The sequence below is a fragment of the Rhizobium sp. PK7-22 genome, assembly GCF_056530405.1.
In genome coordinates, this window is the sequence record NZ_CP096514.1 from 2,578,058 (window position 1) to 2,593,915 (window position 15,858).

General features: G+C 62.6%; 16 protein-coding genes and 1 tRNA gene. 6 read left to right on the plus strand and 11 right to left on the minus strand.

Features of this window, described 5'->3' with window-relative positions:
* Positions 1 to 53 precede the first annotated feature (53 nt).
* From M1E10_RS17325 to arsK, 3 genes are all read left to right on the plus strand, one after another.
* Complete coding sequence (locus tag M1E10_RS17325; RefSeq protein WP_499174051.1) at positions 54 to 650, plus strand: regulatory protein RecX; 597 nt, start codon at positions 54 to 56, stop codon at positions 648 to 650.
* Between the two features lie 609 nt (positions 651 to 1,259).
* Positions 1,260 to 1,577, plus strand: coding sequence for an ArsR/SmtB family transcription factor (locus M1E10_RS17330; protein WP_499174052.1), 318 nt, complete (start codon positions 1,260 to 1,262; stop codon positions 1,575 to 1,577).
* A 77-nt stretch (positions 1,578 to 1,654) separates the two neighbouring features.
* Positions 1,655 to 2,890 carry an MFS transporter gene (gene arsK / locus M1E10_RS17335; protein WP_499174053.1) on the plus strand — a complete coding sequence of 412 codons (1,236 nt, stop codon included), beginning with the start codon at positions 1,655 to 1,657 and terminating at the stop codon, positions 2,888 to 2,890.
* 22 nt (positions 2,891 to 2,912) lie between these two features.
* On the opposite strand, the gene M1E10_RS17340 is transcribed toward arsK, so the two are convergent.
* The 7 genes from M1E10_RS17340 to M1E10_RS17370 form a co-directional block, all read right to left on the minus strand.
* Positions 2,913 to 3,731, minus strand: a complete 819-nt coding sequence (locus tag M1E10_RS17340) for an MBL fold metallo-hydrolase (protein WP_499174054.1) — start codon at positions 3,729 to 3,731, stop codon at positions 2,913 to 2,915.
* A 4-nt stretch (positions 3,732 to 3,735) separates the two neighbouring features.
* On the minus strand, positions 3,736 to 4,518 hold the full coding sequence (locus M1E10_RS17345; protein ID WP_499174055.1) for a TatD family hydrolase: 783 nt from the start codon (positions 4,516 to 4,518) through the stop codon (positions 3,736 to 3,738).
* Positions 4,519 to 4,531: 13 nt separating this feature from the next.
* The gene (gene metG / locus M1E10_RS17350) at positions 4,532 to 6,085 is read right to left on the minus strand and encodes a methionine--tRNA ligase (protein WP_499174056.1); all 1,554 of its coding nucleotides are present in this window, start codon (positions 6,083 to 6,085) and stop codon (positions 4,532 to 4,534) included.
* Positions 6,086 to 6,195: 110 nt separating this feature from the next.
* Entirely contained in the window at positions 6,196 to 7,224 is a 1,029-nt protein-coding gene (locus M1E10_RS17355) for a DNA polymerase III subunit delta' (RefSeq protein WP_499174057.1), read from the minus strand.
* Positions 7,221 to 7,901 (minus strand): dTMP kinase, encoded by a 681-nt coding sequence (gene tmk, locus M1E10_RS17360; RefSeq protein WP_499174058.1) that lies wholly within the window; start codon positions 7,899 to 7,901, stop codon positions 7,221 to 7,223. Before tmk ends, M1E10_RS17355 begins: the two co-directional genes overlap by 4 nt.
* Before the next feature lie 108 nt (positions 7,902 to 8,009).
* Positions 8,010 to 9,173: a D-alanyl-D-alanine carboxypeptidase family protein gene (locus M1E10_RS17365; RefSeq protein WP_499174059.1), complete on the minus strand. Its 1,164-nt coding sequence runs from the start codon at positions 9,171 to 9,173 to the stop codon at positions 8,010 to 8,012.
* A 67-nt stretch (positions 9,174 to 9,240) separates the two neighbouring features.
* Entirely contained in the window at positions 9,241 to 10,269 is a 1,029-nt protein-coding gene (locus M1E10_RS17370) for a septal ring lytic transglycosylase RlpA family protein (RefSeq protein ID WP_499174060.1), read from the minus strand.
* A gap of 375 nt (positions 10,270 to 10,644) precedes the next feature.
* Between M1E10_RS17370 and M1E10_RS17375 the strand changes: the two genes are divergently transcribed.
* The 3 genes from M1E10_RS17375 to M1E10_RS17385 all read left to right on the plus strand — a co-directional run bounded on the left by M1E10_RS17375 (position 10,645) and on the right by M1E10_RS17385 (position 12,508).
* Positions 10,645 to 11,364: a Crp/Fnr family transcriptional regulator gene (locus M1E10_RS17375; protein ID WP_499174061.1), complete on the plus strand. Its 720-nt coding sequence runs from the start codon at positions 10,645 to 10,647 to the stop codon at positions 11,362 to 11,364.
* Between the two features lie 228 nt (positions 11,365 to 11,592).
* Positions 11,593 to 12,189, plus strand: a complete 597-nt coding sequence (locus tag M1E10_RS17380) for a hypothetical protein (RefSeq protein WP_499174062.1) — start codon at positions 11,593 to 11,595, stop codon at positions 12,187 to 12,189.
* A gap of 229 nt (positions 12,190 to 12,418) precedes the next feature.
* A tRNA-Ser gene (locus tag M1E10_RS17385) sits at positions 12,419 to 12,508 on the plus strand.
* A 67-nt stretch (positions 12,509 to 12,575) separates the two neighbouring features.
* Here the strand turns inward: M1E10_RS17385 and M1E10_RS17390 are convergent.
* The 4 genes from M1E10_RS17390 to M1E10_RS17405 all read right to left on the minus strand — a co-directional run bounded on the left by M1E10_RS17390 (position 12,576) and on the right by M1E10_RS17405 (position 15,806).
* Positions 12,576 to 12,878: a hypothetical protein gene (locus M1E10_RS17390; protein ID WP_499174063.1), complete on the minus strand. Its 303-nt coding sequence runs from the start codon at positions 12,876 to 12,878 to the stop codon at positions 12,576 to 12,578.
* Between the two features lie 92 nt (positions 12,879 to 12,970).
* Positions 12,971 to 13,705, minus strand: a complete 735-nt coding sequence (locus tag M1E10_RS17395) for an ABC transporter permease (RefSeq protein ID WP_499174064.1) — start codon at positions 13,703 to 13,705, stop codon at positions 12,971 to 12,973.
* Positions 13,702 to 14,640 (minus strand): ABC transporter ATP-binding protein, encoded by a 939-nt coding sequence (locus M1E10_RS17400; RefSeq protein ID WP_499174065.1) that lies wholly within the window; start codon positions 14,638 to 14,640, stop codon positions 13,702 to 13,704. The genes M1E10_RS17395 and M1E10_RS17400 overlap by 4 nt, the downstream gene beginning before the upstream one ends.
* Positions 14,637 to 15,806 carry an ABC transporter permease gene (locus M1E10_RS17405; RefSeq protein WP_499174066.1) on the minus strand — a complete coding sequence of 390 codons (1,170 nt, stop codon included), beginning with the start codon at positions 15,804 to 15,806 and terminating at the stop codon, positions 14,637 to 14,639. The genes M1E10_RS17400 and M1E10_RS17405 overlap by 4 nt, the downstream gene beginning before the upstream one ends.
* Between the last annotated feature and the right edge of the window lie 52 nt (positions 15,807 to 15,858).

Consider the following 15,858-nt stretch of genomic DNA (forward strand, 5'->3'; position numbering starts at 1 on the left):
ACCTTTTCGAGATTTCCGGCCAGCCGCTTGCGCGGATGCGCTCCAGCGACCGAATGAGCGAGAACCTCGCCACGGACGGTGCGGGTGCCGCGGAGCATGGCGATGGTGTTGACGACACCACCAAGCCGACCGCACGAATGCTGGGATGGGCCAAGAACTCGGCATCCTATCGGCTGTCGCGCCGGATGATGACCGAACGCGAGCTGGCGACCGCCATCAGCCGCAAGGCCAAGCAGAAATTCGAAGGCATCTCGGAGGCACAGGTAGCGGCCGTGGCCGAAGCCGCGCTGGCGTTCGGCCGGCGTGTCGGCGCACTGGACGACAAGTCCTATGCGGAAGTGAAGGTCAGGTCCTTGGGGAGAGCCGGCCGCTCCAAGCGCGCCATCGCGCGCAAGCTGCAGGAAAAAGGCATCGACCGGCCGACGGCGGATGAAGCCTTGGAGGATGCCGATGACCCGACCGCAGCCATCGCGTTCGCGCGCAAGCGGGGCTTTGGTCCGTACCGGCGTGTGCCGCTCGACGAAAAGCGGCTTGCCCGGGAGATGTCCGCCTTTGCGCGCAACGGCTTCAGCTTCGACCTGGCGAGGAGAGTGCTGGAGATGACCGCGGACGAAGCCGAGGCGGTGGCTGCTGCTCAACCCTTGGGCTGAGCCTGGAACTCAGTCCATCTGCGGCACGAACAAAGATCGCATAAGATAGATTATGGAACCTACGGATGTCCTGGCGGATGTTCATTCAGCATTGGATCTTGCCGCTTGGGTATAACAACCGAGCGGCAGACGTATTCAAATATCACAAGCATTCGAAGACATTGCCAGCGTAAGTTCAATCAGAAAGTACCCCCATGAGGTTCCTAACAGCCGCTTATATAGCCCTTTCACTCCTGCCGCAATTTGCCCACGCGGACGGGTCGCTGCCAACACCGTGGCAGATTAAAAAGTGTCAGATCTACACGGACGCCTGGAAAGATCTGCCGACGCTGTTGGACACCGGTTCATTCCGTCAGCAGTTCAGGACACAGAACGAGACGTTCATTGCGTCAGGCTGCCTTGCCCGTATCGCGGTCTGTCCCGAACGAGACGTGGAGATCGAGGCCGCCAATCTTCTGACGATCGCCGCAATGAATGGTGGGACGGCCAGCACGTTTCTTCCCTTCCGATGCTAGCGTATCCTGACGGAAGGTCCGCGTGCCTTATTCTATTTCGATAATTGCGGAAGTATCTCTTGACGGGAACCATCCATCGCGGCATCATATTTCCATGAACATCGAAACAGCTGCATCACAGATGGAATCGCTGGGAAGCTCGACGCGCCTGCTGATCTACAGGACGCTGGTCCGCGCAGGACTGGATGGATTGCCTGTTGGCGGGCTTCAGCAAAAAGTCGATATCCCTGCATCGACGCTGTCTCACCACTGCCGCAAGTTGATCGAAGCCGGTCTCGTGACCCAGGAACGCCATGGCACGACGCTGATCTGCAGGGCCAACTATAAGGCGATGTCGTCGCTGATCGGTTATTTGGCCGATGAATGTTGCGCCGACGGCCGCGCCGAGGAAACGTCGGAAACCCAAGGCTGATCCGGGTTCTATTTACCTGCAAACTTCGAAACTTCTAAGATGATGGAAGCATAGGCGAACAGAATGGAACCTGCCGAATGACCGACCGAAAGGCCCCCGCGCTCATGATCTGGGCGCTCGGGGCGACGCAGATCATCGGCTACGGCACTCTCTACTATTCCTTCAGCATTCTGGCCCCCGCGATGGCGCAGGACCTCTCGCTGCCGCTGGATTGGCTGTTCGGCATCCTGTCGCTGGCGCTGCTGACGGGAGGCCTGCTGGCGCCCCAGGCCGGCAAATGGGCCGATCGCTACGGCGCCGGCAGGCTGATGGTACCTGGATCGATCGCCGCGGCCGTATCGCTGGCCTGTGCGGCCTTCTCGTCCCACCCGGTGACCTTCACCCTGTCGCTGGTGGTCATGGAACTCGCCTCCTGCTTCGTGCTCTACGGCACGGCGTTTGCCGCGATCGTCCAGGTCGGCGGCAGCCGCGCGCCGGCAAGCATCACCCATCTGACGCTGATTGCCGGCTTTGCATCGACGCTGTTCTGGCCGCTGACGGCGGCACTCCATGCTCACTTCGATTGGCGGGAGATCTACCTCCTGTTTGCCGCCCTGAATCTCGGCCTCTGCCTGCCGATCCACTGGTGGATCGCTCGGCTTTCTCGCAAGACGGAGCCCGCCCGGCCCTCGCCTCGACCGGTCTCGGAGGCAACTCAGCCCCTGGCTGCCAGTCCGGCTGCCTCCAGCCAGGGCATCTTTCTCCTGATGCTGGCCGGGTTTGCGGTGGAAGGTTTCGTGCTGGCCTCCATCCTCGTCCACATGGTGCCGCTGCTCGGCGCATTGGGTGTCGGGGCTTCGGCGCTGATGGTCTCGGCGCTGTTTGGACCCTCGCAGGTCGCCAGCCGACTTCTGAACATGGTGTTCGGGGGGCGCTTGTCGCAGACCGTGCTGGCGACGATCTCGGCCGGCCTGCTGGCACTGGCGCTGGTGGCGCTCCTGTCCACTACGCCGTGGCTCCCGGGACTGGCGCTCTTTGCGATCCTGTTTGGCCTGGGATCGGGCCTTGCCAGCATCGTCGGCGGCACACTTCCGCTGGAACTCTTCGGACGCGCCGGCTACGGCGCCCGGCTGGGCTGGGTGACGGCCGCCCGCCAGTTCTCGTCGGCGCTTGCGCCCTTCCTGTTTGCGGTGGGGTTGGAGGCCGCTGGCCCGGAGCGTGCCGTGACGCTGACGGTGGTCTGTGCAGGCGTTGCGGTCGTTCTCTTCGGATTGATCGTATTGCAGCGCTACCGCGCTACCGTCGCACCACTGGAAGCCACCACGGATCCCTGACCTCAACCGGTGGAAACCCCGCTTAACCCGTGACGGTCATCTCGAAGGATAGTCCATCATAGGCCGGCTCGACGTGATCCGGCGTCGCTTGCATGACCGCATCATAATCAAGCGGAATGTGCATATGGGTCAGAAGGGCCCGGCGGGGCGAAAACTTGCCGATCCATTCGAGTGCCTGACCGAGCGAGAGATGGCTGGGATGGTAACTGTGCTGCAGGGCGTCGATCACCAGCATGTCGAGACCGAGAAGCCTGTTCTGGCTTTCGGCCGGAAAGTCGCTGACATCACTGCAATAGGCGACGTCGCCGAACCGGAAGCCCAGCGAGTGGATGTCACCATGCTCCTGGTGATGGGCCAGCACCTCGATCGGCCCACCGGCGCCGTGAATGACGATCGGTTCGGCCAGCGATCCTATGATGCGCGGCTCGACGATCGGCGGATAGCTGCCGCCCGGTGGCGTTTCGAGGCAATAGCCGAAGCCCAGCCGGATCCGATCCATGGTGAAGGCGTCGGCGTAGATCGGGATCCTGTGCTTCTGCAGGATGAAATAGCCGCGCAGATCGTCGATGCCGTGCAGATGGTCGGCATGTGCATGAGTGAACAGGACCGCATCCACACGCTGCACCCTGGCCGCGATCATCTGTTCGCGGAAATCAGGACCGGTGTCGACGACGACCGTCGTGCAACCGCCGTCAGGCGCGAACTGCTCCACGAGGAATGCCGCGCGCGTGCGCCGATTGCGGGGATTGTCGGGATTGCATTCGCCCCAGTCGCCGTTGATCCGCGGAACACCTGGCGAAGAGCCACAGCCAAGGATCGTGAAACGACGACGATATTGCATGGGATCAGACCCTGGGCATCTTGGAGAAGACCCGCAAGGCGTTCTCGGTGGTGATCCGCGCCATCTCCTCGAACTCCACGCCCAGCGTCTCCGCCAGGATTTCGGCCGTGTTGACCACATAGGACGGCTCGTTGCGCTTGCCCCGCCAAGTTTTCGGCGCCAGATAGGGTGCGTCCGTTTCGACAAGCAGCCTGTCGTGCGGGATCGTTTTGGCGATGTCGCGCAGCTCCCCGGACTTCGGGAAGGTCAGGATGCCCGAAAAGGAAATAAAGCCGCCGAGCGCGACACCGGTGTCCGCCAGCGCCTGGCCGGCCGAGAAACAGTGCAGGATGAAGGGGAAAGCCCCCTTCCCTGTTTCCTCCGTCAGGATCGCCGCCATGTCCTCGTCGGCGCTGCGGCTGTGGATGACGAGCGGCAGTTTTGTCCGGCGCGCCGCCTCGATGTGCCGGCGAAAGCCTGTCTGCTGGTCTTCGGGCTTCTGGGTGTCGTAGAAATAATCGAGTCCCGCCTCGCCGATCGCGACGATCTTCTCGTGGCTCTCAGCCAGCCGCACCAGCTCGTCGGCGGTGATGTCCAGCTCTTCGCCGGCATTGTTCGGGTGCGTCCCGACGGAGCAGAACACCGAGGGGTAGCGGTCGCTCAGCGCCAGCAGGTTCTCGAGTTTGCGCACCCGCGTCGAGATCGTCACCATCTGCTGCACGCCGGCTGCATGGGCGCGCGCGATCAGTTCGTCGCGCTCTTCGGCAAAATCGGGAAAATCCAGATGGCAGTGCGTATCGATCAGCATGGTTTGCTTCTGTTCAGTCTGTGACCTCGGGAGCGACATAGCGCGGGAAGACGGGCGTCGGTGCCGAGAGCAGTGTCCCCGGCACGAGGCGATCCACCTCCCCCAGCGCTGCGAAATCGCGCTTGTCGGCTGGGGCTGCGACTAGATCGAGCAGCTTGGCAGCCGAGTCCGGCACGAAGGGCTGCAGCAGTATGGCGATCTGGCGCACCACTTCCGCTGTCACATAGAGAACCGTGCCCATGCGCTCAGGGTCCGTTTTCTTCAGCGCCCAGGGTGCCTGGCCTGCAAAATAGCGATCAGTCTCGGATACGACGGCAATGATTGTTGCAACGGCCCGATGCACGAGCTGCTTGCTCATGTCCTCGCGGCAAGCACCGATCATGGCATCGGCAGTGGCCAGCATTGCCGTGTCTTCCTCGATCAGCGTGCCGGGCTGCGGAATCTTGCCGTCGCAGTTCTTGACGATCATCGACAGCGATCGGCTGGCGAGGTTGCCGATGCCGTTGGCGAGATCGGCATTGATGCGGGTGCCGATGGCCTCTTCGCTATAGCTGCCGTCCTGGCCGAAGGAGACTTCGCGCATGAAGAAGTAGCGCACCTGATCGAGCCCGAAGTGGTTCACCAGGTTGACCGGATCGACGACATTGCCGAGTGACTTCGACATCTTCTCGCCCTTGTTGAGCAGGAAGCCGTGCGCGTAGACGCGCTTGGGAAGCGGCAAGCCCGCCGACATCAGGAAAGCCGGCCAGTAGACCGCATGGAAACGGATGATGTCCTTGCCGATGATGTGCGCATCCGCCGGCCAGTATTTCGCCCGAGGACCATGCGGGTCCTCCAGGTAGCCGGTGGCGGTGATATAGTTGGTCAGGGCGTCGACCCAGACATACATGACGTGCGCCGGATCATTGGGCACCGGGATGCCCCAGTCGAAGGTCGTCCGTGAGATCGAAAGATCCTTCAGGCCGGACTTGACGAAGGAGATCACCTCGTTGCGGCGTTCCGCCGGTCCGATGAAGTCCGGATGGTCTTCGTAGTACTGCAGCAGCTTGTCCTGATAGCTGGACAGCTTGAAGAAGTAGCTCTCCTCCTCCACCCACTCCACCGGCGTTCCCTGCGGGCCAAGACGAACACCCTCGCGGACCTCGGTCTCGCCTTCCTGGTAGTAGGCTTCGTCGCGCACGGAATACCAGCCGGCATAGCTGTCCTTGTAGATGTCGCCATTGTCGGCCATCCGGTTCCAGATCGCGCGGCAGGCGTCGTGGTGCCGTGGTTCAGTGGTGCGGATGAAGTCGTCGTTGGAGGCATTCAGCAGGCGTGCCATCTCACGGAATTCGCTGGAGTTCCTTTCCGCCAGCGCGGCAGGCTCGATTCCTTCAGCACGCGCCGTCTGCTGCATCTTCTGGCCATGCTCGTCCGTACCCGTCAGGAAGAACACATCCCTGCCGTCCAGGCGCTGGAAGCGCGCCATCGCATCCGTCGCGATCAACTCGTAGGCATGCCCGATATGCGGCTTGCCATTGGGATAGGAGATCGCGGTGGTGATAAAGTAGGGTGTCTTGTCCGGCATCGTTTCACTCGAGCACTAATGATTGTCGTCAGGCTCTTAGCGCATGTTTCGCAGCAGCGAAACCCAAACTTCGCCGCACTGCACCGTACCGCCACCCGTCCCCGGACCGATCAGCGGTGGGCAGCCTCGAGGATCGACAGGATCGTCTGCTTACGGTCGAGGTTGTAGGCCTGGGAGATGGTGATCTTCTCGTCGATATCCGTGGCCAACCGGGCGTAGCGATCGGCCCAGCCGATATCGCCGGCAAATGCCGCGGCGCGCGCCCTGTCCACCAGGTGTTCGCCCAGGTGCTGCAGGAAAAAGCCGAAGATCACGTCGCTGTCCTTGGCCGACAGCACGTCCGCCAGGCGGTGCATCGCCTTTCGGGCCGTTGCCCCCTCGGCGGCCAGGAGATCGGTGAAGGCGGTGACGATCTCCGTGCCGCCGTAGTTCAGGAGTTTCAGTGCCTGCGACACGCTTCCCTTTGACATGGCGAGCACCGTCTCCGCGGTCCGCCCCCCTTCGAGCGGCAGGCCGAGTGCCGCCATCGCGCTGGTGAGATCAGTGTCACTGAGCGGAGACAGCCGCAGCGGCAGGCAACGGGACCGGATGGTCGGAAGCAGTTTTCCCGGTGCATGCGACAGCACCAGGAACAGCGATCGCCGCGGCGGCTCCTCAAGGATCTTGAGGATGGCATTGGCTGCATTGCGATTGAGATCGTCGGCGGGATCGATGATCACGATGCGCCAGTTGCCGGTCCCTGACGTCTGGGCGAAGAAGTGTCCGGCGCGGCGCACCTCATCGACGGTGATGGCCGTTTTCAGCTTTCCGGACTTCGCGTCGACCGGCCGCGTCAGATGCAGCAGGTTGTGCGATGCGCCCGACGCAAGCTGTCGCGTCACAGGCGCATCGAGATCGGGCGCCACCATGTGATCCGGCGCTGTGGCAGGGTCTGGATGCGTCAGAACATGATTGGCGAAGCGGAAGGCCAAAGTCGACTTGCCGATCCCCTCCGGCCCTTCGATCAGGATCGCGTGGTGGCCCTTGCCGGACTGGTAGCTGCGGGCCAGGAACGCTTCCGCGGCCTGATGACCGAAGAGGTTCGGATTGCGAGCAGGCGGTATCGCCCCGTCCAGGACTTCGTGGGCTTCCTCGCTCATTCGACGGCTTCCAGGCCGGCAGCAGGTGTTCCCGACAGTTCGTCCACCAGCGGAGCGACGATCGCCAGAATCTCTGCGGCGATCTCCTCCTCCGCCCGGTCGGCATCCACCACCCGGCAGCGTTCGGGATCGGCCGCGGCGATCTCCAGATAGGCCTCGCGACGCTTCTCGTGGGTCTGCAGTTCTTCGCGCTCGAACCGGTCAGGCGCACCCGAACCGCCGCGCCTGCGGGCCCGAGCCAGGCCCTTTTCGGCGGGAAGGTCGAGGATCACGGTGCAGTCCGGCTGAAGTCCGTCTATGGCAATGCGCTGCAGGGCCTCGAGAAAATCCGGTTCAAGATTGCCGGTGACCCCTTGGTAAACGCGCGAGGAATCCATGAATCGGTCGCAGAGGACGACGGCACCCCTGTCGAGCGCGGGTCGGATTACCTCTTCCACATGATCGTTGCGGGCTGCGGCAAACAGGATTGCCTCCATGCGGACCCCGAATTCCTCGGCAGCCCCGGACAGCAGCACATGCCGGACGGCCTCCGCACCCGGCGAGCCGCCGGGTTCGCGGGTCACCAGCACATCCCGACCACGCCGCCGCAGGTTCTCGGCGAGAAGGCGAATCTGTGTGGATTTGCCCGCTCCTTCGCCGCCTTCAAACGTCACAAACAAACCTGATCGTCTTGCCAAACCGATGCGCTCTTCATTCTTCCGGCACGTTTGCCGTTCGCCTTTTGGCGATGCCGAAACTCCCGCGCTGTTTACCGCATGTCGTCGGCTTGCGAAACCGCGATCCGTTCAAAGCCAGAAGAACATCAGTTCGAGCAATGCGTCCGTGGCACGCGAACTCAGGCTTCCCGTGGCGACCGGCTGGGAGGTGTAGAGTTCGACCTCCCGGACCAGCCGCTCGCCGGAGAAGATGCGCAGCGAGCCCACCCCCTGCCCTTCCGCCACCGGTGCCCGCAAGGGCCATTTGTAGACTATGCGGCCCGTCAGCCGCTCCGGATTGTCCGTCGGCACATAGATGTCGATCGGCTCCTTCGCTACCAGGTCGATGTAGCGGGCTTGGCCGCCATAGACGCTCGCCTGTCCGATAACCTCACCGGCCTGAAAAAGAACCTTGGTCTCGAAGGCCGAGAGCCCCCATTCCAGCAGGCGGCGTGCCTCGTCCAGCCGCTCCCTGTCGCTTTCCAGTCCACCGAGCGCCAGAAAGAGCCTCGTCCCGCTACGCTCGACGGATGCGACCGCGGCGTAACCGGCACCTTCGGCGTAGCCGGCGCCCAGCCCATCGACGCCGATGCCGAGCGACAGCAGCGGGTTCTTGTTGCGCTGGAATATCTTGTTCCACTCGAAATCCGGCTGTGCGTAGAGCGCATAATATTGCGGATAGGTCCGGTAGATATGACGGGAGAGCTCCACGAGGTCGCGAGCCGTGGTGAAGCTCTGTGCTTCCGGCAGGCCGGTGGCGTTCCCGAAGGTGGAGCGGACGAGACCCAAATCTTTGGCCCGTGCCGTCATCCGGTCTGCAAATTGCGCCTCCGATCCACTTATGCCCTCTGCCAGAATGATGCATCCGTCATTGGCGTTCTGGATCACGACACCCCGAATGAGATCGATGACTGGCACCTGCGAATTAAGGGCGGCAAACATGGTGGTGGTCCCGGAGGGCGCACCACCGTTGCGCCAGGCATATTCCGTGACGGGAAACTCTGTCTGCTCGGTAATTTCTCCGCGCTCCAGCGCGCTGAGGACTACTTCCACCGTCATCAGCTTGGCCAGCGACGCGGGTGGGAAAGCCTGGTTTTCGTTGACCGAAAGCAGCACCGTTCCCGTTTTTGCCTCGACCATGTAGAGCTGTCTGGCCACGGTCTCGATCGCCGCGGAACGCTCCTGCGCCAGCACCGGTTGGAAGAGTGTCGGCCACTGCAGAAGTGCCAGGACCGAAAGAACGAGAAACCGCATTATTGCCCCATCACACATGAGGCGACAGGCGTAGCAAGATGCCTGCACACGGGCAATTGCGTTTCGCTCACTCGACCGGGTTTTTAACCGTGCTGCGCTTCGCATAAGACAGAATTGATTGCTCGGTCAGGCCGTCATTGCGCACCAGCACCGCGTCGAACACCAGATCGACCGTCGATACCGGCTCGACCGTATAGGCCGCGGCCAGGTTGCCGCCATTGGCAGCAAGACCGTAATTGGGTCGTTCGGCAGGCATGGGACCCAACTCTGGAAGGACGGCAAACTCGACCGTGCCCGCGAAGCCGTCAAAGGCGGTGGTGGTCGTGGCGACAGGCCCGCTGGGGGTCGGGCCGCTAAGGGCCATCGGCACAGGAACAGGTGCTGCGTAGCTTTGCAGTTGATCGCCGAGCGGTTCGTTCGAGGCGACCATGACCCCTGTCGCGATCTGCCCTTCCGGATAGAGGGACGGCAGGCGATCGCCCTTGCGGGAATAGGAGGCCATCAGATAGGGCATGTCGTGCCCGTCCATGCGGGCTCGCCCGACATACTCGACATTGACCTTGCCGGTGCCGGCCCGCTTCATGTCGAGAAGTTCTGCAGCCTTGGACGAGACGTCGATGATGCGGCCGGCGTGGAAGGGGCCGCGGTCGTTGACGCGCACGATGACGGAGGAGCCTGTTTCGACATTCGTCACGCGGGCATAGCTCGGCAGCGGAAACGTCGGATGGGCAGCCGACAGGTGCTCCTTGTCGTAGACCTCGCCATTGGCGGTCAGCCGTCCGTGAAATGCAGAGCCGTACCAGGAGGCAAGTCCGCTCTTGTTGTAGGACGGATCCTCCTTTGGTACGTAAGTCTTTCCTCTGACATTATACGGTTTGCCGACCATGAACCGGCCGCCGCCCTTCGGAACGGCCCGTCCCTCCGGCGTAACTCGAGGGCTCGCCTTGACGCCGTACTCCTTCTCGGAAAAATATTCCTTGCTGCGGGTTTTCTTCGTTGGTGGCTCTGTCGTCGCACAGGATGCAACGCTCAATCCGACCAACGTGATCCCTAGCCATTTCGCCGAGAGCGAAAGCGCGCCGCTGCTGAATTTCAAACCGTAAGCCCCTCAAGTCTTCTCTGCAGACATCCCATTGGTGCAGCTGTTGCACACTTCCGGCACAGGCAGTACGGGAGACAATGATGCAACAGAGCCACTCTTTGGTTCGAACATGGCGAAAATGCGAATGATTTCTGGGGACAATCTGCGGTTTGCCGCAGCATGGTTAACCAAGAACTAATGGGCTGATGCGTATCCACCGTTCGCTGGAGCATGCATGCTGCATTCGCGATGGTGGAAGCTGAAGGCAGCGAGGCAGCTATGACCACAGCATTTTTCATACCAATGGGCCTCACGTTATGCTTCAAGCCTTGCTCTGTTCACAGTGAGCTTCAGAAATTCGTTCCCTGAGGCAATCGAGGGGGAGACCAGATGATCGAAACACTAATCAGAAACCTCGAACACCGCGACGTCCTGCCGGAAAGCTATAAAGCCCTGTTGCGCGACACCGTGATCCGCGAGCGCCGGTTTGCGAAAGGCGAGGACATTGTCTCCGACGGCTCGCGGCCGACCTACAGCACCCTGCTCATCGATGGATTTGCCGGCCGCTACAAGCTGACGCGCGATGGTGCACGCCAGATCACCGCCTTGCACGTGCCGGGCGACTTCGTCGACCTGCATGCCTTCCTGCTGAAGACCATGGATCACGGCATTTCCGCACTCTCGCCCTGCACGGTGGTGCTGGTCGATCACGCCGGTCTCATGGGCATCACGGAACAGGTCCCGCATCTGACCCGCTTGCTGTGGCTTGATACCCTGATCACCGGATCCATCCACCGGTCCTGGATCGTTGCCATGGGGCGGCGCTCGAAGTCGTCCCACCTTGCCCACATTCTTTGCGAACTCTACGTCCGGCTGCAGGCAGTCGATCGCGCTGACGGCCGGAGTTTTCATTTTCCGCTGTCGCAGGGAGAGATGGCTGATGTGATGGGCCTTTCCCTCGTGCACATCAACCGTGTCATCCAGACGCTTCGACAGGAGAACGTCATCTCCTGGAACAATCAGACCATCACGATTCTCGACTGGGACCGGCTTCAGACCCTGGCCGAATTCGACCCGACCTACCTCAACCTCTGGAACGAGCCACGCTAGCGACCGACGGCAGACCCACGTGTGGCTCCAGCCGCGCAAGAGTGATTCTATCCCCTCCGGTTGACGCTGCAGTGGCGACAGCACCTTGACCAGGCAGCCTGGTCGATTGCCTTGTCGAAGCCAATGAGCTTCGGATGCCGGTAAGGGCCTTGCCTGGAAGGGAGGCCGTTATATGTTGCAATGTGCATACGCAAGCCGCTACTGCGGAGCCTATGGACGGAGAGCCTTATGAAAATCGTCCTGAAAATCGCTGTGGCGGCCATGGCGTTTCTGCATTTAGACACGGCGAGCGGATGGGCTAGCCCTTATGATCAGCCTCAGTCAGTGATGTTCTTCGGCGGCGTGATGGTCGACGAAAACATGCACAATGCTGCAAACGTCTTCGGCGCGGACTACGAGGACAATGCGCTGCTTGGCGTCGGATACCAAGTTTTTCCATTCCGCCTGGAGCAATTCAGCCTCGGGCTGGAAGCGGGCATCGCAGGGAGGTTTGGTCCGAACACGAGCGGTGAGATCTGGGGAGGCGTTGTCGGGCGCCACGACGGATTCCAGCTGGGTCCTGTCCGGTTGGCCCCCTCCTTTACGTTCGGGATAAGCCATGTGAGCAATAGCCAGAAAGGTCGCGAGCGCGATCACGAGCAAGAGCGGGATGGCAATGCTCGGACCCTCTTTTACCTCGGACCGGAACTCAGTTTCTCGGCTGAGACGCTCCCGAACACGGAGATCTTTTGGCGGCTCCACCATCGCTCGGGCGCCTGGGGAACACTCGGCGACATGCAAGGAGGCTCGAACGCGAATGTCCTTGGCGTTCGGTACAAGTTCTGAAACCAGGCCTCATGTCGCCGGCGCCGAGCGCACGGTCGAGCCAGAGCGCCTGCGGAACCACCCTTAATCTCTGCCTCGCTCATTCCGATGAGGCAAGCGCTGCGGACCACGTTGACGCGGCAATCAAAGCTGCTAAAAAGCGAGCGGTTGAATGATTGGGTAGCAAAGCGGCAACAAACACCGTTTTCAGGCCTCCCTGCCAAGGGAAAGCACGACCTGTCAATCACATGGAAGAGTGTCCGAGTGGTTTAAGGAACCGGTCTTGAAAACCGGCGTGCGGGAAACCGTACCGTGGGTTCGAATCCCACCTCTTCCGCCATCCTCAGCCAACCAGACTGCACTTTAAGTTCCGAGGTTCCGCCACGATCGCGTCGCCTCCGCCGAGTTCAACAAGCGTCTGCGTTGGCCGATCCGGTGCCCACCACGGTGGTGCCGATCTCCGCCCCGGTGCTTCCCGTGCTTTGCATCGACGTGTCGGCACCGCAGTTAGACGATGCGGCGCGTGATCCGGTCGCTGCCTCTGCGCCAGCCGCAGAGCCTGGCGTCGCCGTGACAGCCGTGCCGGTCGTGGTCGTCGCAGCATCGGGAACGGTGACGCCCGGCAGGTTGGTGCCGCCTGTGGTCTGCGAAAGGGCGGCAGTGGCGAGCACTAGGGTCAGGGCAGTTGTTGTGAGCAATTTGATGAACATCGTGTTCCTCCGGTCTGTTCGACCTCACAACGGGAGACTTCGCGGAAGGTTGCTTTGCGGCGAGACAGGCAGCGGGACCGGGCGTTACCAATTCAGGATCGAACCGCCAGCCGCCGCTCGATGGCCGAAAAACCGTCGTAGATCAGCACCGCCAGCGCCCCGACGATCAGGCCGCCCTGCACCACATAGGCGAGGTTGTTGGACTGCAGCCCGGCAATGATAACCTCACCGAGCGTCCGCGCCGCGACCGTCGAGCCGATGGTGGCGGTCGCCAGGCTGATGACGACGGAGAGACGGATGCCGGCCAGGATCACCGGCATGGCCAGCGGCAGCTCGATCTTCACCAGCCGCTGCCAGCCCGTCATGCCGGTGCCGCGCGCCGCCTCGACAACGGGCCGCGGCAGGTTTGTCAGGCCTGTCAGCGTGTTCTCGAAGATCGGCAGCAGTCCGTAGAGGAAGAGCGCAATCAGCGTCGGCTTCTCCCCGAAACCGACCACCGGCACGGCCAGCGCCAGAACGGCGACGGGCGGAAAGGTCTGGCCGATGTTGACGAGGCTGCGCGACAGCGGCAGGAATTCCGCACCGATCGGGCGGCTGACCAGCACTGCCAGGCTGACCGCAACAATGGTTGCCGCCAGTGTCGCCGCAAAAACCGTGGCCAGGTGTTGCAGGGTCAGCGACATCAGATTGCCCTGAGCATAGATCACCGGCGCGTTCTGCTGCACCAGCGGCCGCAGCAGCGGCTCGAAGGTCTCGGGCGCCAGCAGGAACGTCACGAGAAGGACGAGCAGAAGCGCGCGCAGGAGGGCGGGGAGAACCCTGCTCATGGCGCGCCTCTGGCACGCTTCAGCAGAGCGTCCATGGTCACGCGCCCAGCCGTCTTGCCGTCGGCGGAAACCACGGGGGCCGCCGGTCGGCCCGACCACATCAGGTCCGCCAGCGCATCCTGCTGGTTCATCGATGCCGCCAGTGCCGCGCCATTGGCCTCGCCCGGCTCGACTGCGTCGCCGACACGGCGCATCGACAGCAAGCGGAACGGCCGGTCGCCAGCGCCGACCATGGCTTCGACGAAGCCGGTGGCCGGCCGACGCACCAGGTCGTCCGGCGGGCCGAACTGCAGCAGGCGTCCACCGTCCATGACCGCGATCTTGTCGGCGAGATGAAAGGCCTCGTTCATGTCGTGGGTGACGAGGATGATCGTGGTGCCGAAATGCTTCTGGATCGCCAGCAGATCGTCCTGCGCCTTGGCGCGGATGATCGGGTCGAGTGCACCGAAGGGCTCGTCCATCAGCAGAACGTTGGGCTCGGCGGCAAGCGCCCTGGCCACCCCGACGCGCTGTTGCTCGCCGCCCGAAAGCTCATGGGGATAGCGGGGTCCAAACGCGTCCGGGTCAAGCTGGAAGAGCGAGAGAAGCTCCCTCACCTTCTCCGTCGTCCTGCGCCGGTCCCAGCCGTTCAGGCGCGGAACGGTGGCGATGTTCTCCGCCACCGTCCGATGCGGAAAGAGACCGTGTCCCTGGATGGCGTAGCCTATGCGGCGGCGCAGTTCGTACCCCGGGATCGTCCGGTTGTCCTCTCGGTCAAGCCGAATCATGCCGGCGTCGAGCTCCACGAGCCGGTTGATCATGCGCAGAAGCGTTGTCTTGCCCGATCCGGAGGTGCCGACGATGACGGCGATCGTATGCGGCTCGATCGTCAGCGAGATGTCGTCGACGACAGTTTTGCCGTCATAGATCTTGGACACATGGTCGATCTCGATCACCGGCTATCCTTTCTGGCCGGGGCGACGGCATTCATATCGATCAATGCGTCGAGTACCACGGCCGACGCGAAGGCCAGCGCCACGGTCGGCAGCGCCCCGAGCAGCACGAGGTCCGTCGCCGTCTGACCGAGCCCCTGAAAGACGAAGGTCCCGAATCCGCCGCCGCCGATCAGGGCCGCGATGGTCGCCAGACCGATGTTCTGCACCAGCACGATGCGGATGCCGGTCAGGATCACCGGCAGGGCGAGCGGAAACTCTACCCTGATCAGCCGCTGCGCCGACGTCATCCCGAGACCCCGCGCCGCCTCGCGCGCCTGCCGCGGCACGCCGGAGAGACCTGCGACGGTATTGGCGACGATCGGCAGGAGCGAGTAGAGAAACAGTGCCACGAACGCCGGCGCCACTCCGATGCCACGCACGCCGATTGCATAGGCGCCGGGCACATACGCGGCAATCCAGCCGAGCGGCGCGATCATGATCCCGAAGAGGGCGATCGAGGGTATGGTCTGGATCAGGTTCAGCGTGTTGAGCACGGCGGACCGGATCGCGGGAACCCGCTCGCAGCCGATGCCGATCGGTAGGCCGACGATCGCGGCGGCAAGCAGGGAGCCGAGCGCCAGCAACAGATGCCGCGACGCTTCCCTCCAGAACACGTCGGCGCGCGCGGCATATTCCTTCATCACCGAGAGATCGGTCCAGAGGCCCGACAGCAGGATGACCGAGATGATCCCGATGGCCAGGGCGAGAAAGAGGAGACGCACGTGCGGGCGCGGGTTCATCCGGCTGATGCCGTCCGTCGCCAGCAGGGAGAACGTGAAAAGCAGAATCCAGAAGCCGGAGGCCGGCGAAACTCGCGCATAGCTGTTGTCGGCCGGCGTCAGATAGGCTGCGGCAAGGCCGACGCAGGCAAACAGCGCAGCCAGCACGACGGACGCCGACAGCAGCCGCCACAGGGCTTCCCGGCGCAGCAGCGCTATTGCTGCCCCGCCCACGACGACCAACAGCAGCAGCCGTCCAGGGCCGCCAGGCAGGGCTTCGAGGATGTCGAACCCCTCTCCTGGGACGATTCGGTTTGCCTTAAGCGTAGCGAAAGGAGACAGCACGCCGTAGATGGCAAGGACGACGATCAGGACGCCGAGCTTATCGATGCGAAAGGTCACGGGCATCCCTCAGTGCGGTTTCGCCGATTCCGACATGTTGGCACCGGCGAAACCACTG